This window comes from Cupriavidus sp. 05T313 (assembly GCF_056396665.1).
The window spans coordinates 1-22,890 of the sequence record NZ_JBFTLX010000126.1 but is presented as its reverse complement, the minus strand read 5'-3'; the positions used below and the strand labels follow the sequence as shown (position 1 = coordinate 22,890).

The window sequence follows — 22,890 nt, the reverse complement described above, 5'->3', positions numbered from 1 at the left end:
CTTCGAGCTCGTGCAGCCCGATGGCACCGACCTGCCTCCTTTCACGCCAGGCTCGCATATCAAGGTGCAGACGCCCAACGGCCTGCCGAGGAAGTACTCGCTGTGCAACGACCCCGCGGAACGTCACCGTTACATCATCACCGTGAAGCGTGACGCCGACGGCCAGGGCGGCTCCGTGAGCCTTTGCGACGACGCCAGGGAAGGCGACCTGCTTCCCGTTGGCGTGCCGGAGAATGCATTCCCTCTCGTCGGCAATGCCAGGGCGTTCATCTTCATCGCCGGTGGCATCGGCATCACGCCCATCCTGTCGATGATCCGCAGCTTTGGGGAACTGTCGACGGCCAAGTGGAAGCTCTACTATTTCACGCGCTCACCGGAGACCACCGCGTTCCTGGATGCGTTGCAGGCACCCGAACTCCGGGGCAAGGTAACGATCCATCATGACTTCGGGGATCCCGACAAGGCATTCGACCTGTGGCCGGTGCTGGAGCAGCCGTGCGACACGCACGTCTACTGCTGCGGGCCGCGCGGGCTGATGAACGCCGTGCGTGACATGTCGGGTCACTGGCCCGCCACGAAGATCCACTTTGAGAGCTTCAACGAGGGAGGCGAGGTGCGCGTGGACGACAAGCCGTTCGATGTTGTGCTGAACAGTACCGGACAGCGCTTCGAGGTTCCGGTGGGCATGAGTATCCTGAATGTCCTGCGTCAGCATGGCTGCGAGGTCCCTTCTTCCTGCGAGAGCGGAACCTGCGGTACTTGCCGCACCACGCTGGTGGCGGGCGAGGCGGACCACCGTGACATGGTCCTGATGCCGGAGGAACTGGAAGGCCAGGTGATGATCTGCGTCTCGCGTGCGAGAAGCGCCGAACTCGTGATCGAGCTATGAAACGAAAACCTGACGGAAAGGTGCGCCTGGGCGTCGTCGGACTCGGCCGGGCATTCTCGCTCATGCTGCCCACCTTCCTCGCGGACGAGCGTGTGGTCCTCGCCGCCGCCTGCGACCCGCGTGACACCGCGCGCCGGCAGTTTGCGCGCGATTTCGGCGCCCCGGTGTACGAGGACCTGTCCGAGATGGCATGCTCGCCTGCCATCGATGCAGTCTACGTAGCCAGTCCACATCAGTTTCATGCCGCCCACGCATGCCTTGCCGCGGCGAATGGCAAGCACCTGCTGGTCGAAAAGCCGATGGCATTGTCGATGGCGGAGTGCGACCAGATGATCGAGGCGTGCGCTCGGGCCAACGTGCAAATGATCGTCGGGCATTGCCACAGCTTTGACTCGCCCTACCTGCACACGCGTCACCTGCTCGACTCGGGCCGCTTCGGCGCGGTGCGGATGATCCACGCCCTGAACTACACGGACTTTCTCTACCGGCCGCGGCGCCCGGAGGAACTTCAGACCGAGGCTGGCGGCGGAGTTGTCTTCAGCCAGGCGGCGCATCAGGTCGACGTGGTCCGCCTGCTCGCCGGTTCCCCGGCCAGTCGGGTCCGGGCGACGCTTGGCCAATGGGATCCATCCAGACCGACCGAAGGCGCCTATTCCGCCATGCTCTGGTTCGAGAACGGGAGTTATGCCTCCCTGACCTATAGCGGCTATGGCCGCTTCGACTCGGACCCGTGGAACGGCGGATTCACCGAAATGGGTTTCCCGGCCCACGAAGAGGACTACGGCAAGGCGCGGCGCAGGCTGGCCGGCATCGGCTCGGCCGAGGCGGAAACACGACTCAAGGCGGACGCCACCTACGGCGGGCCATCCTGGACATCGCCCGCCGGCGCGTCTCCCCCGCTCGCTCACCAGCACTTCGGGCCGGTCATCGTCAGCTGCGAGCATGCCGACATCCGCCCCATGCCAGACGGCATCTGGGTCTATGGCGATAGGGAACGGGAACACATCCCGCTGCCGGCACCGTCGGTGCCGCGTTTCGAGGTCATCGACGAACTGATTGACGCCGTCGTTCACGGACGGCGCCCAATCCACGGCGGACCCTGGGCAAAGGCCACGCTCGAAGTCTGCCTCGCGATGCTGTCTTCGGCGCGTGAGGCCCGGGACATCGAGTTGCCGCATCAGACTTACCCGACATAGCGGCGCACTATATAAAGAGAGGAGACACCATGAGACGCCCCCCCAACCATCTCGCACGGCGCAAGCTGTGCCGATGCCTATGCCTATGCCTGACGGCCGCCGCATTCGCCCCAACGGCGGCGCTGGCAGGCGCCGATTCCTGGCCTACCAAGGCGATCCGGCTGATCGTTCCCTATGCGCCGGGCGGTCTGCCCGACACCGTTGCCCGTATCCTGTCGCAGCAATTGACACAACGGCTGGGCAAGCCGTTCGTGGTCGAGAATCGTCCCGGCGCCAATGGCGTGGTAGCTGCGCAGGCGCTCAAGACGAGTCCCGCCGACGGCTATACCTTTCTGGTCACCGACGGGTCGATGATGACAATCAATCCTGCGATCTACAAGGATCTGTCCTATGAGCCCAAGCGCGATTTCGTGCCGGTCTCATTGGCGGCGAGATCTCCGCTGTTTCTAGCCGTCAATGCCCGTGTGCCGGCAAACTCGCTTCAATCATTCATTGCGCTTGCAAAGTCGAAGCCTGGCCAGCTCAACTACGGCTCGTCCGGCATAGGGAGCACGCATCAACTATCGATGGAAGCGCTGAAGGCCTCACTCAAGATCGATATCAGGCACATTCCCTTCCGCGGCTCCGGCCAATCCGTCCCGGCGCTGATCGGGGACCAGGTGCAAGTGGTGTTCGCCGCCTTGCCCTCGCTATCGGGCTTCGTGAAGTCTGGCCAGGTGAAGATCCTTGGCACCAACTCACTGCAGCGCTCCAAGCTCGCACCGCAGATTCCGGCGATCTCGGAAGTGGTGCCCGGGTACGACTACGCCGTGACCGTTGGCGTGCTCGCGGCGGCGGGAACGCCCGATGCCGTGGTGAAGCAGATGGCAGACGCCATCGCGAATGCCGTCAAGATGCCCGAAGTCATCGCGCAGTTGCACGTCGCTGGCATAGAGCCGGTGGGCGGGTCGAGCGCGGACTACGCCAAGGCACTCGGCGACGAGACAGCGCGCTATGCCGAAGCCATCAAGATGGCCCAGGTAGTCGCGGAGTAGCATGATCCTGCAGCGGATATCCGGCAATCACATCGCCGGTTCCGCTCGCGCGATCTCCACCTGCCGATCCGTGTCGGCGCAGCCCATTCCCGGCATGGTGTTAATATTAGGCTCATAAACAAATTCCTCTTGAAGAGCTTCCGGACCTTTCCATGCCGAGCAACACCAGAGATACCGAAATTGCCAGTCGCATGCTGCGGCACTGGCACGAAGCAGTCCCCAACGATCGGATGGCACATCTCGTCAAGGACGCAACGCGGGGATTCTTGCGAGCGCTGCAGACGAGGCTTGCCCGCCACGATGTGCAGTTGGGGCACTGGACCTTCCTGCGCATCCTATGGGAGCGCGACGGCCTGACGAAGCGCGAGCTCAGCATAGAGGCAGGCGTGATGGAACCCACCACGGTAGTCGCCCTCAAAGCCATGGAAAAACTGGGCTACGTCAGTCTCGAGCAGCGGCCCGACAACCGCAAGAATATCTACGTGTTCCTGACGCCTCTGGGCAGGAAGTTGAAGAAGCTGCTTGTTCCGCTTGCCGAAGAAGTCAACGCATTGGCACTGAATGGCATTCCAGCCAAGGAAGTGGAGACGACTCGCCGTGCGCTGCTCCTGATGATCAACAATCTCGGTGCCGATGCCCAGGCGGAGTAGCTCCGGCTGCCCGGATTTTGCCGCCGTGTAACCCGCATCAATTGCCATGATGCTGCCAATCACCGAGGCAGCGTCTGCCGAACTCAGCCAGGGGATGCCCGAAGCAATTTCCTCCGGCGTGCTGTATCGCCCTAGCGGATATCTCTCGCCGCCTTCTGAAGGTGCGGCGCCTAATCGTCCCCCGCCCTCCCCCGTCGACATCTGGGCGATCTGGCCCTTCACGCAAAACCACAGGCTTCGGACATTGACGTCCACGGTGCGATGGCAGATATCCTCATCCTCCTCCGGAAAATTACTGATCTATAACAACCTTGGAGCGATTTACCATCCCGCGCCAAGCCTCCATGTCCTGCCTCATTTGTGGCGCGAACGCATTACCATTAGTCCAATTTACAATAACGTCCATATCCTCCAGGTACTTTCTCTCGACCGGGTTGTCGAGGAATGCCTTGATAGCCCGGCTCAGACGGCCTGCAATTTCCGGCGGTACGTTCGCCGGGGCCAAAAAGGCATACCAGCCTCCCCCATAGCTCATCTCGTTGTGCCCTTGCTCGGCAAACGTCGGCACATTTGGCAGTGAGGCCACCCGCTTTTCGCCGATAACGGCAATGGGCGTGAGCTTGCCGGAGAGCAGGTAGCTCTTGGCAGCAAACACGGAAAACAATCCCATCTCAATCTGGCCACCAAGCAGATCGGTAAGGGCAGGAGACTCCCCTTTGTACAATACCCCGGTCATTCCCAGATCATTCTCCTTATTGAAAATCTCCAAAATCACCTGCGGTCCGGTTGACCCTGCGCCATAGCTCCAGCGCTTACCTCGAGCGGCTTTAACGAATTCATCGACATTCTTTATGCCCAAATCGGGACGAACCACAACAACCGTTGCGCTTAGTCCGATCCTGCCCAGAGGCGTGAAATCCTTCAGCGGATCATAGGCGACCTTCTTGAAATGAATTGGATTCTGGATATGAGCGGTCTGTGCGAGGAGAATCGTATAGCCGTCCGGTGGGGCCTTCGCAACGGCAAGGGTTCCGATGATCGTGCTGGCGCCGGGGCGATTCTCCACGACGATCTGCTGCCCAAGCTGTTCCGCCACGTTCTTTGCAAATCGGCGCGCGATAGCGTCTGCAACTCCGCCAGGGGCGACTGGCACCACGAGCTTGATTGGGTGATCCGGCCACGCCCCGCGTTGAGCCATTTCCGGCTTCTGCATCGATGCCAGCGCTGCAATGCTCAGCCCGCTCAAGATAAGACGGCGCTTCTTGCTGACAAGATCTTTCATTCTTTCTCCCCCTGATTGTGATGCGGGTCTCCTCGTCGCGAGGCATCGCACCGTGAGCACCTGTGCCTCCCGAAACAATTATGCTTATGGCCCTAACAATATCCGAATGCGGACTTACCCTAGTCACGCCCCAGTTCAGGCTGCTGAAGTACCTCGTGTGGAGGCTGGGAGATGTCCGCCGACGCTGTCTCGAAGGCCAAGCAGACCGACGCCCACCGAATATTCATCCCTTTGAACGAGGCGAGTCGCCCGGGCGGCACAACATAATCCTTTCGCAAAATATGTGGTACCGCGGAGGCCGCGCGCGCTTGCCGCCCGGTCCGAACCCATGCAGACCAGGAATCGAAATGAACGAAGCCTTTCTTTATGACGCCGTCCGAACGCCGCGCGGCAGGGGCCGCGACACCGGAGCCTTGCGCGACATCACGCCTGTCTCGCTCGCCGCGCAGACGCTGCGTGCGCTGCGCGAGCGCCATGAGCTGGATCCGACACTCATCGAGGAAGCAGGCCTGGGCATTGTCATGCCCCTGGGCGAACAAGGTTCCGACCTGACGCGCATCGCGTTGCTGGCAGCGGGCTACGGCGAGAGCGTGCCGGGCTACCAGCTCAACCGCTTCTGTGTATCCGGCCTCGATACCGTCAACCAGGCCGCGGCGGCGATCATGGCCGGCCAGATCGAAGCGGCCCTCGGCGGAGGCGTCGAATCGATGTCGCGCGTGCCCATCGGCTCGGATGGCGGTGCAATCTATACCGATCCGTCCATTACGCGGCAGTTTCCTTACATGCCGAATGGCGTGGCGGCCGACCTGATTGCCACTCTGGAGGACCTGACGCGTCACGACGTGGACGCGTATGCGTTGGAGAGCCAGAAGCGCGCGGCGCATGCAAGCCAGCAAGGTCATTTTGACCGATCGCTGATTCCGGTGCGCAACGTGACCGGCGACGTCGTCCTGGCGCGGGATGAAGCCGTCCGGCCCGAGACCAGCATGGAAGGCCTCAAGAAGCTGGCGCCTGCGTTTGCCGGCGCCGGAAAGCAGGGCTTCGACGCGATCGCCCTGCAGCGCTATCCGGAACTGGAGCAGATCGAGCATATCCACACAAGCGGCAACGCCAGCGCCATTGTCGATGGCGCCGCCGTGGTGCTGGTCGGCAGCAAGGCGTTCGGCGAACGCGCCGGTCTGAGGCCGCGCGCCCGCATCCGCCACTTTGCCTCGCTTGGCAGCGATCCCAACATGAACCTGGGGGGGCCGGTCCCTGTCACGAAGAAGCTGCTGGCGCGCAGCGGCTTGCGCATTGCCGACATCGATCTCTTCGAAGTCAATGAGGCGTTCTCCGTCGTACCGCTGGTATTCATGCGGGCCTTCGATATCGACCACGCGAAGGTCAACGTCAATGGCGGTGCGATTGCGCTGGGCCATCCGCTGGGTGCGACCGGTGCCATGCTGCTGGGCACGCTGCTCGACGAACTGGAGCGTCGCGACTTGCACCGTGGGCTGGTTACCTTGTGCGCTGCTGCCGGCCAGGCCACCGCGACGCTGATCGAGCGTGTTTAACCTGCGGACTATGTTCAAGCCATACCGCACCCCCAATCAGGAAACGTACTGATGAAGCCCATTTCCGTTTCCGTCGATCAAGACGGGATTGCACTGATCACAATCGACTGCGCCGATCGGCCCGTCAACGTCTATACGCCGGCCTTGACGGCTGGGATGAGCGAGGCAGTCGAGCACGTGCTGGCCAACGACGCGATCGTCGGCGCCATCATCACTTCCGGCAAGGACGGTTTCCTCGCCGGCGCAGACCTCAACGCGGTGCTTGGCCGTCTGGAGGCAGCGCTGACGCAGGGGCGAAGCGCGCTGCCCGGTTTCGTCGCCGAGAACCTTTTCATGCGCCGCTTGGAGACCGGCGGCAAGCCGTTCGCTGCCGCCATCAACGGCACGGCGCTCGGCGGCGGGCTGGAGCTTTGCCTGGCCTGCCACTACCGCGTGCTGTCGGATGCGCCCGATACGCGCGTCGGGCTGCCAGAAGTCGGGGTCGGCCTGTTGCCGGCCGGTGGCGGAACCCAGCGCCTGCCACGCCTGCTCGGGATTGAAGCCGCGTTGCCGCTGCTGCTGGATGGCACCCCCCTCGCCCCCGAGCGCGCGCTGGCGCTCGGCGTCGTGGATGAGATCGCACCGTGCGCGGAGCTGGTGATGCGCGCCAAGCGCTGGCTGCTGGCCAATCGCGGCGCGCGCCAGCCCTGGGACCGGGACGGCTACCGCCTGCCAGGGGGCGCCGGCGCGCTGGCCGAGCATGCGTTGCGCAGCTTCCATACCGGCATCGCGCAAGTCCGCAGCCGCACGCACGGCAACTATCCGGCGCCGCTGGCGATTCTTTCGGCCGTCTATGAGGGCACGCAGCTTCCCTTCGACCGCGGCATGGCGATCGAAGCTCAGTACTTCGCGCAGCTCGCCGCGGACCCTGTCGCACGCAACCTTGTCCGCACGCAGTTCGTCAACCGCAAGCGCTACGAGCGGCTTGCGCACCGTCCGCAGGGCATTCCCCGGGGGGCGGCGCAACGGCTCGGGATTCTCGGCGCAGGCATGATGGGGGCAGGCATCGCGTTCGCCGCTGCGCGGGCCGGCATCGAAGTGGTACTGCTCGATGCCACACGCGAGCAAGCGGCCGCTGGCCGGCTCCGCGCCATGGAGATGGCAACCCGCGCGGCGGTGTCAACGACGCAAAGCGAACCCGCGCAGCACGCGGGCAAGCTGATTCATGCGACGGCGCAGTACGCCGACCTCGACGGTTGCGACTTCGTGATCGAAGCCGTGTTCGAAGATCGCGCTGTCAAAGCCGATGTGATCGCCCGTGCGCTGGCCGTGCTGTCGCCCACGGCGATCTTTGCTTCGAATACGTCCACCTTGCCCATCACCAGCCTGGCCACGGGCACCGGCAGGCCGGAGCGCTTCATCGGCATGCATTTCTTCTCCCCGGTGGACCGCATGCCTTTGCTGGAGATCATCCTGGGCGAGCGGACATCGCGCGAAACCCTGGCGCACGCGATGGACCTGGCTGCCCGGCTGAGGAAGACGCCCATCGTGGTCAATGACAGTCCGGGCTTCTACACCAGCCGCATCTTCTGCGCATACGTCGACGAGGCAATGGCGATGCTTGCCGAGGGTGTCAAGCCGGCGCTGATCGAGAACGCCGCCCGCATGGCCGGCATGGCGGTGAGCCCGTTGGCCGTACTGGACGAAGTGTCGCTGGACCTGCAGCAGCGCGTGGTCAGGCAGGCCGAGGCGGACGGTGTGCCCGAGCCGCTGCGCCGCATCCACGCACAGCCGGTCATCGCCCGCATGAATGCCATTGACAGGCTGGGCCGCAAGCGCGGCGGCGGATTTTACGACTACCCGGAGGGCGGCAAGAAGCGCCTGTGGCCGGGACTGGCGCAAGAGTACCCGGCGGCGCGACAGCAACCCGGACTGGAAGCAGTGAAACGGCGTCTCCTGCATGTCCAGGCATTGGAATCGGTCCGTTGCATGGAAGAAGGCGTGATCTCGGCGCCGGAAGACGCGGACATTGGCGCCATCCTTGGACTCGGTTTCCCGGCATGGACTGGCGGGCCCCTGTCGCTGGTCGACACCCTTGGCGTACGCGCCTTCGTGCTTGCCTGCGATGCGCTTGCCGACGCTTACGGCTCCCGGTTCCGGCCTACGCAGGCCCTTCGCGAACGCGCACGGCGCGGCGAGCCGTTCTACAGCAAGGAGGCGGCATGAGCACGAAACGTAGAATCTTCGAGCCCGAGCACGACCAGTTCCGCGACGCGGTGGCACGGTTCATCCGCAAGGAGGTGGCGCCGCATGTCGATGCCTGGCGCAAGGGCGGGTGTTGTGATCGTACCGTCTTCGAGAAGGCCGGCGAGCAGGGCCTGTTGCTGATGTGGGCCGCCGAGCAGTATGGGGGCGCCGGCATGGCGGACTTCCGCTACGAACAGATCCTGTACGAAGAGATGATCCGGCATGGCGACATCGGCGTGTTCTTTACGCTGCATTCACGGCTGGTAGCGCCATACATCGCACGCCTGGGCAATGATGAACAGAAGGCGCGGCTGCTGCCCGATGCGGCAAGCGGCAAGCGCATTCTTGCCATTGCCATGACCGAGCCCGGAACAGGCTCGGACCTGGCGGGCATCCAGGCGCGCGCGCGGAAAACCGACGGCGGCTGGCTGCTGCAGGGCACGAAGACGTATATCTCGAACGGGCTGAATGCCGATGCGGTCATCGTGGTGGCCCGCACCGATCCGGCCCAGCCACGCGCCTTCGGGCTCTTCCTGGTGGAACGCGGCATGCCCGGCTTCGAACGGGGGCGCAAGCTGGACAAGCTTGGCCTTGACGCGCAGGACACGGCAGAACTGTTCTTCGACAACGTATTCGTACCGGATGCCAACCTGCTGGGTGACCCCGCGAAGGGGCTCGGCTACCTGGCGGAAGGACTGGCGGAAGAACGGTTGCTCAGTGCCTGCCAGTCGGTCGCGCACGCGCAGGTGGCGCTGGACCTGACGCTGGACTACGTGAAGGCGCGACGTGCGTTCGGCCGTCCGCTGGGCGCTTTCCAGAACACACGGTTCGCACTGGCGCGCAAGCATGCGGAACTCGACGCGATGCAGTCCTGGATCGACACACTGGTCATTGAGCACAACGCCGGGCGGCTGGATGCGCCGACAGCCGCCTCGGCCAAGCTGTTGACTTCAGAACTGGAGAATCGCCTGATCGACGATTGCCTGCAGTTCCACGGCGGAGCCGGCTATATGGACGAATACCGGATCAGCCGTATGTACCGCGATGCGCGAGTGTCGCGGATCTATGCGGGAAGCTCGGAGATCATGCTGGAGATTGTCGGCCGCTCGCTGGGGTTGTCGGAGCGCATGGCCTAGCGCACGGGTCTTCCCCGTACAGGCCGACAGAAGAATACGGGCGTTTCCGGCCAACGGAAACGCCCGTATTCCTATCCCCGCGCGATGCGGTTCGCCATGCTCCAGCGATGGACTTCCGAAGGGCCGTCGTAGATGCGGAATGCGCGCATGTCCCGGAAAATGCGGGCGACGACGGTCTCGTCGGTTACGCCGCTGCCACCCAGCACCTGGACAGAGCGATCCACGATGCGCCACAGGGCTTCGGAACAGATCACCTTGGCCTGGCTTGACTCGTGCCGGCCTTTCTCGCCCTGGTCCAGGACCCAGGCGCAATGCCAGATGGTCAGCCGGGCAATGTGCAGTTCCATCTCGTTGTCGGCAAGCATGAAGCCCACGCCTTCGTGCTCGACCAGGCTACGGCCGAACGCGCGGCGCTGCCGGGCATAGTCAGCCGCCACGTCATGGGCGCGCCGTGCCGCTCCAAGCCAGCGCATGCAGTGGGTAAGGCGGGCGGGGGCGAGACGCAACTGCGCATAGCGAAAGCCTTCCCCCACCTTGCCGAGGACATCGGTGGCCGGCACGCGCAGCTTGTCGAACCGCACGACGGCATGCCCGCCGGTGAAGCAAGTGTCGAGGGCATCCATCTGGCGCTCGATTTCCACGCCCGGCTGGTCCATGTCGGCAAGGAACATCGTTGCCGTGCCGTCTTCCATGCGCGCCATGATGATGGCGAAGGTGGCGCCCGTGGCACCGGTAATGAACCACTTGCGGCCGGTGATGAGGTAGTCGTCGCCATCCTGGACCGCGACGGTCTGGAGCATGGACGGGTCCGCTCCGGCACCTGGCGACGGTTCCGTCATGCAAAAGCAGGAGCGTGTGTGTCCGTCGATCAGGGGTTGCAGCCAGCGCTTCTTCTGCGCCGGCGTCGCCACGATTTCCATCAGGTGGATATTGCCTTCGTCGGGGGCGTGGATGTTCAGCGCGACCGGACCAAGAGGCGAATACCCCGCTTCTTCGAACACAATCGCCTTGTCGGCATGGCTCAGGCCAAGGCCGCCTGCCTCCTTCGAGGCGTGCGGCGTCAACAGGCCGGCGGCGCGGGCTTTTGCAACCAGCTCCGCGCGGAGCGCTTCGGTGGGTCCGTGCGCGGTCTGCCTGGGATCGCGCTCCATCGGCATGATGTGTTCCGCGATGAACTCGCGGGTGCGTGCCTGCAAGGCCTGCTGCGCGGCATTCAAACTGAAGTCCATATTCGTCTCGCTCTGGTGCTGTGGTGACGCCTGCCGGTGTGCGGCCGGCAGGCGGGTACACGCTTGGGCCGGGCCAAGCCGGGGTGCCGCCAAGGTTAGCGCCTGCGCACGGGCGATACTTCATCCAAAGGGACGATTTTCCCGCATTGTGGCGTCGATACCGGCAGAGCACGCCATGACCGGCACAGGATAGCGCCATGAGCGGATAGAATCCACGCTTATCCCAACCAGTAGCGAAGTCCACCCGGATTGCCATGCGTACCCCGCCCGCCAAGTTCCTTGTTCCCCAGCGACTGCGCACGCACCTGGCCCGGGACCGCCTGGCGGCGCCCGTCATACAGGCCAGCGATGTGCGGCTCGTTTCGGTGCAGGCGCCGGCCGGCTTTGGCAAGACGAACACCATGCTCGATATCCATGCGGCGTGTGTGGCCGCCGGCATGCRTACGGCGTGGTGCCAGTTGGGAGCCGCGGATAACGACTTCTCCATCTTCCTGGCATCCCTAAACGTGGCAGTGGATGCCCTGTGCGAGGGGAACGAAGACGTGATCGCGGCCGGGCAAGACGGTTTGCCGACGGATACGCTGGTCGACCGGTTGACGCGCTTCCCGGTGCCATTCGCCATATTCCTCGATGACTTCGAGGCGCTGCACAACCCGGCCGCGCTGGAATTCCTGCGCCAGCTGATCGGACAGATGCCGGCACACGGCAAGTTCGTGGTCGGCTCGCGCGGCACACCGGAACTGGGGCTCGGCAGGCTGCGGGCCCACGGCCGGCTGCTCGAGATCACGACCGACGCATTGCGCTTCACCCTCGAAGAGACAGGCGCCTACCTGCGCGAGCGCATCGGGCAAAGCGTTTCCAAGGAAGACCTGCGCAAGCTGCACCTGCGCACGGAGGGCTGGGTCGTGGCGATCTGGCTGGCGGTGCTGGCCATGCAGCGCTGCGAGGATGTTTCGGCGTTCATCGGTACATTCTCCGGCTCCGATGCAGCCGTGGCGGACTACCTGGCCGAAGACGTGCTCTCACGCCAGTCGCCCGAAGTGCAGGATTTCCTGTTGAAGACATCGCTGCTGGGTCCGTTCAGCGCCGAACTCTGCAATGCGGTGACCGGGCGCGGCGACGGCACCGCGATGCTGGAACGGCTCGCGCACGAGAATCTGTTCCTTACCAGCCTCGATGCGGCCGGCCAGTGGTACCGCTATCACAGCCTGTTCTCCGACTTTCTCAAGGCACGGTTGGCGCAACTGCACGGCGGCGTGGAGATCGCCAGGCTGCACCGCCTGGCGAGCGAATGGTTTGTCGGACAGGGCCGGCCTGTGCCCGCCATCGAGCACGCGCTCAAGGCGGAAGACTTCTGCACCGCACTGGACTTGCTGCAGCAGCACGCCGACCCGCTGCTTTGGCAGGGACGGGTCCGCCTGCTGGCGCGCTGGTTTGAATGCCTGCCGCCCGGCAGCCTGTCGAACCGTCCACGGCTCAGGCTGGTGCAGGCCTGGGCGCTGACGTTCCTGCATCGCGGCGACAAGGCATTGCGCATGCTCGAAGACATGCACGACGCAGGCGAGCGCGATGCCGAGATTGCCGCGCACATGCTTGCGCTGCATGCCTTTATCCTGGCGCTGGGCGACAAGCTCGACCAGGCCTACGCCGCATGGCAGGACTGCTTGCGCAAGCTCTCCCCAAGCCACGTGTTTCCCTATGGCGTGCAACTCAATTCATTGGCGTCCTGTCATATCTACCTGGGTCACTTCGAACAGGCGCGCCGGATGCTGGACAGCAGCCGGCAGGTCCACGCCGGCATCGGCGGCGGGGCGAACATGCGCGTGGCGCATTGCCTGGACGGATCGATCGACCTGGTCCAGGGCCGGTTGCGGCAGGCGCTGACACGCTACCGCGGCGCGCACGAACCCGACGCGAGCCGGGGCGAACAGCGCGTGGACGGGCAGGAGATCGCCGGGGCCTTCCTGGCCGAAGCCCTCTATGAATCGGGACGCAGCGATCAGGCGCAGCGTTTGCTGAGCGCCTACCTGCCGCTGATCCGCGAGGCGGCCTATATCGATCCGCTCATTGTCACCTTTGTGCTGTTATGCCGGGGTGCGCTAGCTGACGGCCGCGAGGAGGACGCGATGTTATGGCTCCACGACTGCGAGCAGATGGGCTACCGGACCGGGCTGTTGCGCATGGTCGCCAACGCGCGGCTGGAGCGTTCTCGCATCGCCGTGCAGCGCGGCGACCGCGATGGCGCGGAACTGGAACTGGCGGCGGCGCGGGCGCTGCGCGCCTGGTCGTTCGGCCCGGAGTTCGTGCCGCATGCCAACGACGTCGAGACCGTGGAACTGGCGCATTGCAGGCTGGAGATCGCGTTTGGCAACCCCGCCGGCGCCGCGCAAGCGCTGCGCGAGGCGCTGGCGCTGGCCCAGGCAGCACAGCGAGGGCGCCGGGCACTGAAGCTGCGCATCCTGCTGGCAACGGCATTGCAGGCCGCGGGCGACAGTGCGCTTGCGCTGCAGGAGCTGGCGCCGGCACTGGAATTCGGCGCCAGCGAAGGCTTCGTCAGTACGTTCATCGACGAGGGCGAGCCGGTGGCTCGCATGATAGGCGCGGTGGGCGCAGGCGGGACGCGCGGCGGCCCGCAGCTGTCGCCGGCGGCCCGCGCTCTGGTGGCGCAACTCGCCGGCATGTTTGCCGAGCGCAGCGGCGCCGCGCCGAAGGGCGCAGTGCCAGCCATGGCGAACGCCCATCCGGTGCAGGATGGCCAGGGCCTGACCAAGAAGGAACTGAAGGTGCTCCACCTGCTGGCCGACGGGATGGCGAACAAGGAAATGGCGGTCCGGCTTTTTGTCTCGGAAACGACCGTCAAGACGCACCTGCGCAGCATCAATGCCAAGCTCGGCGCTTCGTCGCGCACGCACGCCGTGGCTGTCGCGCGCAAGCTGGGGCTGATCGCCTGACGACGCCGGCGCTGTGCAACAACGCCGGCACGCTCGCGGATCAGGTCTTCTGCGGCTTGACGTACTTGCAGCTGGACTGCGATAGCGGGCGGAAGGCCTTGTCGGCCGGGATGGTCGCGCGCAGCGCGTAGTAGTCCCACGCGTACTTGGCGTCCTCCGGCTTCTTGACCTCGAACAGGTACATGTCGTGGACCATGCGGCCGTCTTCGCGGATGCGGCCGTTCTTGGCGAACACATCGTTGACCGGCATCGCCTTCATGGCTGCCACGGTTGCCTTCGCCTCGTCGGTCCCCGCGGCATTGACACCCTTCAGGTAGTGGAGCACTGCCGAGTAGGTACCGACCTGAACCATGGTTGGCATTTTCTTCTGCTTTTCGAAGAAGCGGCGCGACCACGCGCGCGTCTCCTCATTGCGATCCCAGTAGAAGCCGTCGGTCAGGTACATGCCCTTGGTCGATTTCAGGCCCAGCCCGTGGATGTCGGTGATATGGATCAGCGACGCGGCCATGATCTGCTTGGGTGTGACACCAAATTGCGCGGCCTGCTTGACAAGGTTCGCCGAGTCGCCGGCCGCATTGGCCATGCCGATGACCTCCGCCTTGGAGGCCTGGGCCTGCACGATCTGCGACGAGAAGTCGGCTGCGCCGAGCGGGTGCTTCGCGCTACCCACGACCTTGCCGCCGGCAGCCTTCAGCGCTTCCTCGAACCCGTTGCGCAGTGCCTTGCCGCCGGCGTAGTCGGCCTCGATGAAATACCAGGTCTTGTGACCGGCATCGGTAATGGCGCGCGCGGTGCCCTGGCCTTGGGAGTACTCGTCGTAAGCCCAGTGGAGCGTAGTGGGCATGCAGTCCTCATTGGTGATGCGCAGCGAGGCGGGCCCGGTGGGGATGACCACGCGATTCTTCTCGGCTGCGAGGTTCATCACAGCCAGTGTCACGGCTGAGGAAGGCAAGTCCACTATCATGTCGACACCCTCGCGGTCGAACCATGTGCGCGCGATATTGGCCCCGACATCCGGCTTGAGTTGCATGTCGCCGGAAAGCAGCTTGACGTTGAAGGCGGGCCTGGCCTGCGCCGTAAAGTCGTCGATCGCCATCTGTGCGGCCAGCACCGAGCCTCGCCCACTTGCATCCGCGTAGATGCCCGACAGATCGGTCAGCACGCCGATGCGGACTTCGCCATCCGACAGGCCAGCGGGCTGCGCGGCGGCGGATGCCAGGCCGGGCGCCGCGCCAGCCAGCATCAGCGCCAACAGGACAGACAGTGAAAGCTGGGGGCGGGATCCTGCCCGGGATTGCTGCGATTTCATGCGATAGTCTCCTTGGAATGGCGCTTTGGCCTGTCATTTGTGTTGACGGTTCTGCTGCCGCCTTTGGGTTTCGCTTCGCGTGGAGATTGCGCTCAGGCTGCCTGCATCCTGTCCGCCAGGTGTTTGCCATAGCGTTCGCGCAATTGCAACTTGAAGAGCTTGCCCGTTGCTGTCAGCGGCATCTCGTCAATGAATACGACCGCATCCGGAAGCGACCATTTGACGATCTTGCCTTCCAGTTCGGCCAGCACTTCCTGCTCGGACACACTGCTGCCAGGCTTGCGCTGCACGACCAGCAGCGGGCGTTCGCCCCATTTCGGATGCGCGGCCGCGATGCACGCTGCCAGGTGCACACCGGGGATGCTGGCAGCAATGTTCTCGATCTCCACAGAGGAAATCCACTCGCCGCCGGATTTGATGACATCCTTGCTTCGGTCCGTGAGGCGCATGAAGCCGTCTTCGTCGATCTCGGCGATGTCGCCGGTGGGCAGCCAGCCGTCCTGCAACGCAGAATCGGCAGCCCCGTAGTAGCGGGTAATGGCCCACGGTGCCCGCACCTGCAAGGAGCCGGCGATGCCGCTTCCCCAGGCGATTTCCCGGTTTTCAGGATCGACTACGCGCATGTCGGCGCCGGCCGCGGCACGGCCGGCGCTGCGGTAAATCGTCTTGCGCAATTCGGCGTCCGACAGCCCCGCCTGGTGGTGCAGCGGGCGGGCGCAGGTTGTCAGCGCGGCAGTTTCCGTCATGCCCCAGCCCTGGTAGAGCTCGACGCCCAGCTCGGCGAAGCCTTCGATCATGGCCGGCGGCGTGGCCGCACCGCCCAGCAGCAGCCGGCGCAATGTGCGGAAACGCAAGCCATGCTGCTGCATGTGGCGCAGCAGTGAGAACCACACCGTCGGCACGCCAATCGAGAACGTCACGCCCTCTTGCTCGATCAGGCGATACAGCGATTCACCGTCGAGCCGGCCACCCGGCAGTACGAGCTTTGCGCCGGTGAGTGTCGCCGAGAAAGGCGCTTCCCAGGCGTTGGCATGGAACATTGGCACCACTGGCATCACCACGTCCCGTGCCGACAGGTTGTGCGCATCGGGCAGCGCGCACGCATAAGCGTGCAGGACCGTGGCGCGGTGCCCGTATGCCACGCCCTTCGGCAGGCCGGTCGTACCGGACGTGTAGCAAAGGAACGCGGCACTGCGCTCATCCAGCTCGGGCCAGCCGCAGATCCCCTCGTGGTGCGCCAGCAAGGCCTCGAAGCTGGCCACGGCCATGCCGTTCAGCTCGAGCCCGTCGCCCGGCTCGCCCAGCATGATCCACTGCTCCACGCCAGGACACTGCGGCGCAATTGACGAGAGCAGCGGCAGGAAGTCGGGCGAGAACACCACGAAGCGATCTTGCGCATGGTTGACGATGTGCACTACCTGCTCGGCGAACAGCCGCGGGTTGATCGTGTGGCAAATCGCGCCCATGCCACTGATGCCGAAGTACAGCTCCAGATGGCGATGATCGTTCCACGCCAGCGTGGCGATGCGGTCGCCCGGCTGCGCGCCCTGGGCAAGCAGCATCTGCGCGACCTTGCGTGCGCGCAATTCGCATTCGCCGTAGCTCTGGCGATGTGTGCTGCCGTCGATCACCGATACGATTTCCGTCTTGCGGTGGTGGCGTGCCGCACCATGCAGCAACGTGGAAAGCAGCATGGGCATTTCCATCGAATAGGAAAGCGTCGCAGTGGTCATCCGGTAGTCTCCTTTTTGTCTTGTCGTTGGGCACAGGTATCGACGCCCTGCCAAGGGACACAGCCTGCGAGTCGATTATCTGTGGGGGAACCAGGGCGTCGCCTCGTTCGAACGGATGATTCTTCGGGCGCCTCCCTGCCCGGGTTTTCCCGCGGTTGCCAGATCATTCCTCTGAACGAGGCACGCGGCAGACTGGCTGGAGAGAACGCTATCCGGCAGATGACGATGCACCTGGGTACGCTGGAAAATGGCTGGGGGCTAATGTTCGAAGATCTGAACGGGAAGCGGGTGCTTGCCTCGGGTCTGATCTGCCTTTGGATAGAGAGCGTATCTCCGGGCCTGGCTCAAGACATTGTCTATTGACGCTTCACAACGGGTCCGCCGCCGGCGCCTTGCCCGTTTGCCTTGCAAAGGCAATGAGGCTATCGCGAAAGGCAATGGAAGCCAAAGACATGGCGAATCGGCAACTGCTTCAACACGCCAGCCCGAATGTCGGCCCCCACGTACTCGAGTGGCAAGATGGCCAGTGCCTCGTAGTCCAGCAGCATCTGGCGCAGGGCTTGAAACGAATTGCTCAACAGCGCGCGTTGCGGCTGCTCGAGGCCCAACGCCTGGAGCTCGACCTGGAACCGCCTGTTCCAGGTCGAGGCCCACGCCGGCAACAGCCACAGGTAGCGATTGAGTTCGCTCGCGTCGACCTTGCCCTTTTTGGCCAGTGGGATGGCGGGCACGCGCACATGGGCCCAGCAGAACTACCCTAACCGCGTCATCCGCCTCATCAACCCCTTCCCCGCGGGCGGCACCGCCGACGTCGTCGGGCGCAAGGTGGCCGAAATGCTGACGGTGCGCCTGGGCCAGCCGGTGATCGTGGAAAACAAGGCCGGTGCCAATGGCGCGATCGGCACGGCCGAAGTGGCGCGCGCGCCCGCCGATGGCTATACCCTGGGCGTCGCCATCGCGGACTCTGTGATCAGCGTTGCCTCCCTTGTAAAAAAGCCCGGCTACGACGTGCGCAAGGATCTGACGCCGCTGTTTCAGGTCATGGAAGGGCAGATGGTGCTATTTGCCAATCGGCAGTTGGGCGTCAAGAACTTGCGGGAGCTGTTCCAGGCCGCCAGGGCCAACCCGGGCAAGATCACCTTCGGCTCCTGGGGTACCGGCACCGCCGTGCACCAGATCATGGTGATACTGGAGCGCTCGGCGGACGTGTCTTTCCTTCACGTGCCCTACAAGGGCGCGGCGCCGGCGTTCCAGGACATCGTGAGCAACAACATCAACATCACCGCCGGCCCGCCGGCGCTCGTGGCCCAGTATGTCCAGAAAGGCTACGCACAGCCGCTCGCCGTCCAGGGAGCCGCTCGCRGCGCCCTGCTGCCCGATGTGCCGACCTACAAGGAGCAGGGTGTGGATGCGCCCCTCCTGCAGACCACGCCCTGGATTGGCCTGGTAGCGCCCAAGGGCCTGCCTGTCGAGGTGCAGAGGCGCCTGGTCAGTGCTCTCAACGACGTGTGCCATACACCGGACTACGAGAAGTTCCTCAACACCAGCATTGGCGGCGCTCACCCCACGCTCAAGGAGCCGGCACCGTTTGCGCGCGACATCGCAGTCGAATTCGCCATGACCAACGACCTGCTGCGCAGCATGGGCGTGGAGCCGCAGTAGCGGCTCGGCTGTACTCCGCTGTTACCGGTGGGTCTGCACAAGAAGTACAAGTCACTCAATGAGGAGAAGCAGCAATGGTGAGAAAGGTAAATACCAAGTTCGACATCCGGGGCGTGAACCATGTAGCCATGGTCTGCAAGGATATGACCAGGACGATCGAGTTTTATCGGGACAGGCTCGGGATGCCCTTGATCAAGACGATTGATCTCCCGGGTGGACGGGGCCAGCACTTCTTTTTCGATATGGGCAATGGCGACGCAATCGCCTTCTTCTGGTTTCCCGATGCCCCGCAAGCGCATCCAGGGATCGCTGCACCCGAATCGCGATGTGATCTGCGAACCGGCATCGGTCGCTCGCAGCTGAGCACGCGAAGGATGGTTATCGCATAGTTCCAGCTTTAGCAATTAAAACAAAAAAATAAATCGGGAGACATTAAATTGAGGAAAATAGCTATTGCGGCTGCAGTGCTCTGCAGCCTGAGTTCTTCTCTGGCGCGTGCGCAATCGAGCGTCACCTTGTACGGGGTCTTCGATACCGGGATCGAGTACGTGAACCGGGCATCGACCGCAACGAGTGCCGGTAGTCTCGTCGGACTGCAAAAATATGGGGGGCTCTCCGCGTCACGCTGGGGCTTGAGAGGGGAAGAAGACCTTGGCGATGGCTTGAAGGCAACCTTCTGGCTCGAGAGCGGTTTCACGCCGGGGGACGGTAAGCTCGTCTCCGCTTCGCAGTTGTTCTATCGCCAAGCGGCAATCGGCCTGACGAAAAGCGGCTTCGGCAAGGTTTCATTGGGCAGGCAATACACCAGCTTGATGGAAACGATGGTGAACTTCCTGCCGTTCAAGACTAGCGTTGCCTATGAGCCGGCCAATACGATCGCGGGTGCAGCCTATCGCGAAGACAACATGGTCAAATATACCGGAGATTTTGGCAACACCCATGTGTTGGCGCACTACTCCTTCGGAACGGGATTTGCGTTTCAGGGCGGCCAGATGTCGACCATCCCCAATGGCGAAGTGCCAGGCAATTCTCGTGCTCAGGCTGCCTTCGGTGCGGGGGTCTACTACCTCGGTGAATCGTTTGGCATCGCCACGGGCTATGACCAGATTAACAATGCGCTAACCGCGACGTCTCCGATCGGGGAGGACCGCAAGGCATTCATTGCCGCCAGCTATGAAACCGGCCCCATCCGGTTCATGGGCGGATATCGCTGGCGGGACTCCAGGTACGGCAATGGTGTCACGGCGATTCGCGACAACGTCTATTGGGCCGGCATGAGCTACAGTATGACGCCCGCCATGAAACTGATCGCGGGCTACTACTACGATCAAGTCCTGGGCGCGTCCCTCTCCCCGAACACGAAGGCTGCCAGCCTGCCGAATTTCAGCCAGTTCAGCCTGATGGGGGCCTACTCGCTTTCAAAGCGCACCACCGTCTACCTGGTCGGCGCCTACGCGCACAACGGCCCAGTGGACTATGACACCCTGCTGCAAACCGGTGCGTCATACGGCTACGGCAACCCCACCACCTTGAACGGCCTTGCCAACGGTCAGAAGAGCCAGGTCGCCGTGGCTGCGGGCCTACGCGTTATCTTTTGATCGGGCGCCGGCGATCGGCGCCAGACAGAACGCCTCTCGATCGGGGGCATGCTATCCGTTTCTGCACCCCGGATCGGAGGCGTATTCGAAGTATGTTCGCCCTCACCCATCACACTGAAAGCCAGATGCCAAAATTTCTATTCATCCAAAGCAGCATTCGTGGCGCAGCCTCGGCCTCGGGTCAACTGGCTGCTCGCCTCAAGGAACAGCTAGGTGTCATCCCGGGGAATGAAATCCTGGAGCGCGACCTGGGCGGGAATCCGCTGCCAGTCCTCGATGGTGCCTTGCTTGATGCGTTGTTCGCCCCCGCTGACGCGCTAGACTCAGTGCAGAAGGCACAGACAGCCCTGGTGACAACCCTGATCGACGAACTCAAAGCGGCAGACACCGTTGTCCTGTCCGCTGGAATGTATAACTTCGGTGTGCCGGTGCAATTGAAAACGTGGTTTGATTATGTGCTGCAAGCGGGCCGCACCTTCCGCTACACGGCTTCGGGCCCGGAGGGTCTGGTGAAGGGTAAGCGCGCCATCCTGCTGGTTGCCACGGGCAGTGTCTACAGCAAAGGACCCACCGCAACGGCGGACTTCATGGTTCCGCATTTGAAACAATTGCTTGCCTTCATCGGCATCGCCGATGTAACCGTGGTCCGCGCTGAAGGTTTGGCGTTTGGGCCCGATGCCGCCAAAGCAGGCCTGGAAAAGGCGGCTGCGGAAATCAGGACACTGAAAACAGCTTAAGCCGCCTGCGGCAGACAGTAAGGCCGCTATTGGGGCTTGTATGAATCGCGGCAACCGGCACGAGGCTGCCGCGCCATCCGATCAAGGCGTTGATCGGGAGTCGCTTGCGCGCAGCTGCTAAACGACGTGAGCATTGAGCGCGAATGCTCGTTGCAGGATGCCATGCCGGTAGGGATGTACGCCCCCGCAAATGTCGCCTGCGGCCCAAGCCCCAACAGTGATTTTCCCATTTCGATTCTCTTCCCCTCCGGTTCTTGTTAGTGCGCGTTGGAACCCGCCCGACTGAAAAGGCACGCGTCACCCCGACGCCCCTACCCGAAGGGGTGCGCAGCAGTGATCCCTTCCGCGGCCTGATCTTTTCGTTTTTATTGTGTCGGGCGGATTGCAGAGCGCGCTACAGTGGCATCCTCGACTCGACCCATGGCACGACCTTCGCGGTCTGGGCCAAGGCGCCTGCATTCTCTGGCTCGCCCTCATCCGGCTCGAAGTAGTGCAACTGATCCGCGAAGTCCTCGAACGTTTTGTCCTGGCTTCCGAACGCGGCGAAGATTGCCCTGGAGTGCGTCTGCATGTAGCAGTCCAGATCGCGTCCCGCATGGATGACCATCACCGGTTCCTTGATCGTCGGTGCGGTCTTCAGGAAGTTGGCATTGCTTGACAAGCCGGACCACGTCGAAAGCCAGGCGTCCGGTGTTACGACGCGTGCGAAGCCGAGCAACTGGAGATTCATCAGATCCGGACGATCGCTGAGCAGGCTGCCGTAGCCGCGATTTCCGGGATCGAGCGAGTTATCCGTGTAATTCGGATTCGCCATCGTTCGGTAGATCGTCATCACCGGTTGAAACACACTGCGCTGCAAAATCGCTCGCTGCCGCGGCGGCGTCAAAGCCGAGAACTCCGGCCCGGCAGCCAGGCACTCCGCATCGCTCTGCTCTGCGATCAAGGCTCGCGCTATCGCGTCGATGCGCGCAACCCTGTCGAGCTGCGCCCTACGGTAGCGCTGGATAAACGCCGAACTGTATCGCGACCACTGCGGCGCAGGCTTGAACCCGTTGATCGGGTCATACATGTCGAGGCTCGGATCGGTCAGCCGCGGATTGTGCTCGTCCACGACGGAGGGGTCGATCGTCTCGTTGACGACCAGACCTTGCCCTGTATGCGCTGCCGAGACGATCATCGCATCGAAGGCCGGCATCACTGCGGTACGCAGCGCGGTCGGCCGACCCGCAGGCGTCAATTCAAGACGCCTCGATGGCTCCAGCCGGGCTTGCGATTGGTAGAATCCGCCAAGTGACCCCCCACCTGAGTTACCGAGCCAGATGACCTTCTCCACCCCGCGGTGCTCCTTCAACCACCGGACTTGGGCCGCAATGTCCAGGATGATCTGTTCGTGGACGCAGGTCATGTCATTGTTCAGCGTGCGAACATTAGCGCCAAGGCAGGCATATCCCGCGCGCAGTAAGCCGGGAAATGCGTAGTGTTGGCTAAAATCCACCCTCGGATGGGCCGCTACAATGGCGACGCGAGGACGCGGATTTTTCTTTGGTGTCCAATATAGGCCTCGGCTTTGTGCGCCATCGTTGGCGTAGGCCGTAACCTGTTCGCAAGTCGCAAATGCATCGACTGGCTCGCGAAACTTCACCCAAGTTCCATTCCAGTACGTTTTCGAAAGTAGCCGCATTCATACATCTCCGAAGATATTATT

Annotated in this window: 18 protein-coding genes; 12 read left to right on the top strand and 6 right to left on the bottom strand. The window is 63.4% G+C overall.

Annotated features, from left to right (window positions below; genetic code table 11):
• The 4 genes from AC1DKD_RS24520 to AC1DKD_RS24505 all read left to right on the top strand — a co-directional run.
• On the top strand, positions 1-889 hold an 889-nt coding region (locus AC1DKD_RS24520; protein WP_477143808.1), incomplete at its 5' end, for a PDR/VanB family oxidoreductase.
• Entirely contained in the window at positions 886-2,085 is a 1,200-nt protein-coding gene (locus AC1DKD_RS24515; RefSeq protein WP_441630320.1) for a Gfo/Idh/MocA family protein, read from the top strand. The genes AC1DKD_RS24520 and AC1DKD_RS24515, both read left to right, overlap by 4 nt.
• A gap of 29 nt (positions 2,086-2,114) precedes the next feature.
• On the top strand, positions 2,115-3,119 hold the full coding sequence (locus AC1DKD_RS24510; protein WP_441630322.1) for a Bug family tripartite tricarboxylate transporter substrate binding protein: 1,005 nt from the start codon (positions 2,115-2,117) through the stop codon (positions 3,117-3,119).
• Positions 3,120-3,271: 152 nt separating this feature from the next.
• Positions 3,272-3,769, top strand: coding sequence for a MarR family winged helix-turn-helix transcriptional regulator (locus AC1DKD_RS24505; RefSeq protein ID WP_035870275.1), 498 nt, complete (start codon positions 3,272-3,274; stop codon positions 3,767-3,769).
• 292 nt (positions 3,770-4,061) lie between these two features.
• On the opposite strand, the gene AC1DKD_RS24500 is transcribed toward AC1DKD_RS24505, so the two are convergent.
• The gene (locus AC1DKD_RS24500; RefSeq protein WP_477143807.1) at positions 4,062-5,051 is read right to left on the bottom strand and encodes a Bug family tripartite tricarboxylate transporter substrate binding protein; all 990 of its coding nucleotides are present in this window, start codon (positions 5,049-5,051) and stop codon (positions 4,062-4,064) included.
• A 347-nt stretch (positions 5,052-5,398) separates the two neighbouring features.
• Here AC1DKD_RS24500 and AC1DKD_RS24495 point away from each other — a divergent pair, with 347 nt between their 5' ends.
• The 3 genes from AC1DKD_RS24495 to AC1DKD_RS24485 are packed head-to-tail and all read left to right on the top strand — an operon-like array spanning position 5,399 to position 9,966.
• Positions 5,399-6,604 carry an acetyl-CoA C-acetyltransferase gene (locus AC1DKD_RS24495; RefSeq protein ID WP_441630327.1) on the top strand — a complete coding sequence of 402 codons (1,206 nt, stop codon included), beginning with the start codon at positions 5,399-5,401 and terminating at the stop codon, positions 6,602-6,604.
• Positions 6,605-6,655: 51 nt separating this feature from the next.
• Complete coding sequence (locus tag AC1DKD_RS24490; RefSeq protein WP_441630329.1) at positions 6,656-8,809, top strand: 3-hydroxyacyl-CoA dehydrogenase NAD-binding domain-containing protein; 2,154 nt, start codon at positions 6,656-6,658, stop codon at positions 8,807-8,809.
• Positions 8,806-9,966, top strand: a complete 1,161-nt coding sequence (locus tag AC1DKD_RS24485) for an acyl-CoA dehydrogenase family protein (protein WP_441630331.1) — start codon at positions 8,806-8,808, stop codon at positions 9,964-9,966. Before AC1DKD_RS24490 ends, AC1DKD_RS24485 begins: the two co-directional genes overlap by 4 nt.
• A 71-nt stretch (positions 9,967-10,037) precedes the next feature.
• Here the strand turns inward: AC1DKD_RS24485 and AC1DKD_RS24480 are convergent, their stop codons facing one another.
• Positions 10,038-11,195, bottom strand: coding sequence for an acyl-CoA dehydrogenase family protein (locus AC1DKD_RS24480; protein WP_441630332.1), 1,158 nt, complete (start codon positions 11,193-11,195; stop codon positions 10,038-10,040).
• A 254-nt stretch (positions 11,196-11,449) separates the two neighbouring features.
• On the opposite strand from AC1DKD_RS24480, the gene AC1DKD_RS24475 reads away from it, so the two are divergent.
• Positions 11,450-14,146, top strand: a complete 2,697-nt coding sequence (locus AC1DKD_RS24475; protein ID WP_477143806.1) for a winged helix-turn-helix domain-containing protein — start codon at positions 11,450-11,452, stop codon at positions 14,144-14,146.
• A 40-nt stretch (positions 14,147-14,186) separates the two neighbouring features.
• Here the strand turns inward: AC1DKD_RS24475 and AC1DKD_RS24470 are convergent, their stop codons facing one another.
• The 3 genes from AC1DKD_RS24470 to AC1DKD_RS24460 form a co-directional block, all read right to left on the bottom strand.
• Positions 14,187-15,455: an ABC transporter substrate-binding protein gene (locus tag AC1DKD_RS24470; RefSeq protein WP_441630336.1), complete on the bottom strand. Its 1,269-nt coding sequence runs from the start codon at positions 15,453-15,455 to the stop codon at positions 14,187-14,189.
• A 92-nt stretch (positions 15,456-15,547) separates the two neighbouring features.
• Positions 15,548-17,188: a long-chain-fatty-acid--CoA ligase gene (locus AC1DKD_RS24465; protein WP_441630338.1), complete on the bottom strand. Its 1,641-nt coding sequence runs from the start codon at positions 17,186-17,188 to the stop codon at positions 15,548-15,550.
• A gap of 422 nt (positions 17,189-17,610) precedes the next feature.
• Positions 17,611-17,919, bottom strand: coding sequence for a LysR substrate-binding domain-containing protein (locus tag AC1DKD_RS24460; protein WP_477143805.1), 309 nt, complete (start codon positions 17,917-17,919; stop codon positions 17,611-17,613).
• Here AC1DKD_RS24460 and AC1DKD_RS24455 point away from each other — a divergent pair.
• The 4 genes from AC1DKD_RS24455 to AC1DKD_RS24440 all read left to right on the top strand — a co-directional run bounded on the left by AC1DKD_RS24455 (position 17,909) and on the right by AC1DKD_RS24440 (position 21,185).
• A complete protein-coding gene (locus tag AC1DKD_RS24455; RefSeq protein WP_477143804.1) occupies positions 17,909-18,850 on the top strand; it encodes a Bug family tripartite tricarboxylate transporter substrate binding protein in 942 nt (313 codons plus the stop codon). The two genes, AC1DKD_RS24460 and AC1DKD_RS24455, sit on opposite strands and share 11 nt — an antisense overlap.
• Positions 18,851-18,924: 74 nt before the next feature.
• Positions 18,925-19,239 (top strand): VOC family protein, encoded by a 315-nt coding sequence (locus AC1DKD_RS24450; protein ID WP_477143803.1) that lies wholly within the window; start codon positions 18,925-18,927, stop codon positions 19,237-19,239.
• A gap of 48 nt (positions 19,240-19,287) precedes the next feature.
• Positions 19,288-20,448 carry a porin gene (locus AC1DKD_RS24445; protein ID WP_441630346.1) on the top strand — a complete coding sequence of 387 codons (1,161 nt, stop codon included), beginning with the start codon at positions 19,288-19,290 and terminating at the stop codon, positions 20,446-20,448.
• Positions 20,449-20,540: 92 nt separating this feature from the next.
• Positions 20,541-21,185: an FMN-dependent NADH-azoreductase gene (locus AC1DKD_RS24440; RefSeq protein WP_441630348.1), complete on the top strand. Its 645-nt coding sequence runs from the start codon at positions 20,541-20,543 to the stop codon at positions 21,183-21,185.
• Positions 21,186-21,579: 394 nt separating this feature from the next.
• Here AC1DKD_RS24440 and AC1DKD_RS24435 read toward each other — a convergent pair whose 3' ends face one another.
• On the bottom strand, positions 21,580-22,866 hold the full coding sequence (locus AC1DKD_RS24435) for a hypothetical protein (protein WP_441630350.1): 1,287 nt from the start codon (positions 22,864-22,866) through the stop codon (positions 21,580-21,582).
• Between the last annotated feature and the right edge of the window lie 24 nt (positions 22,867-22,890).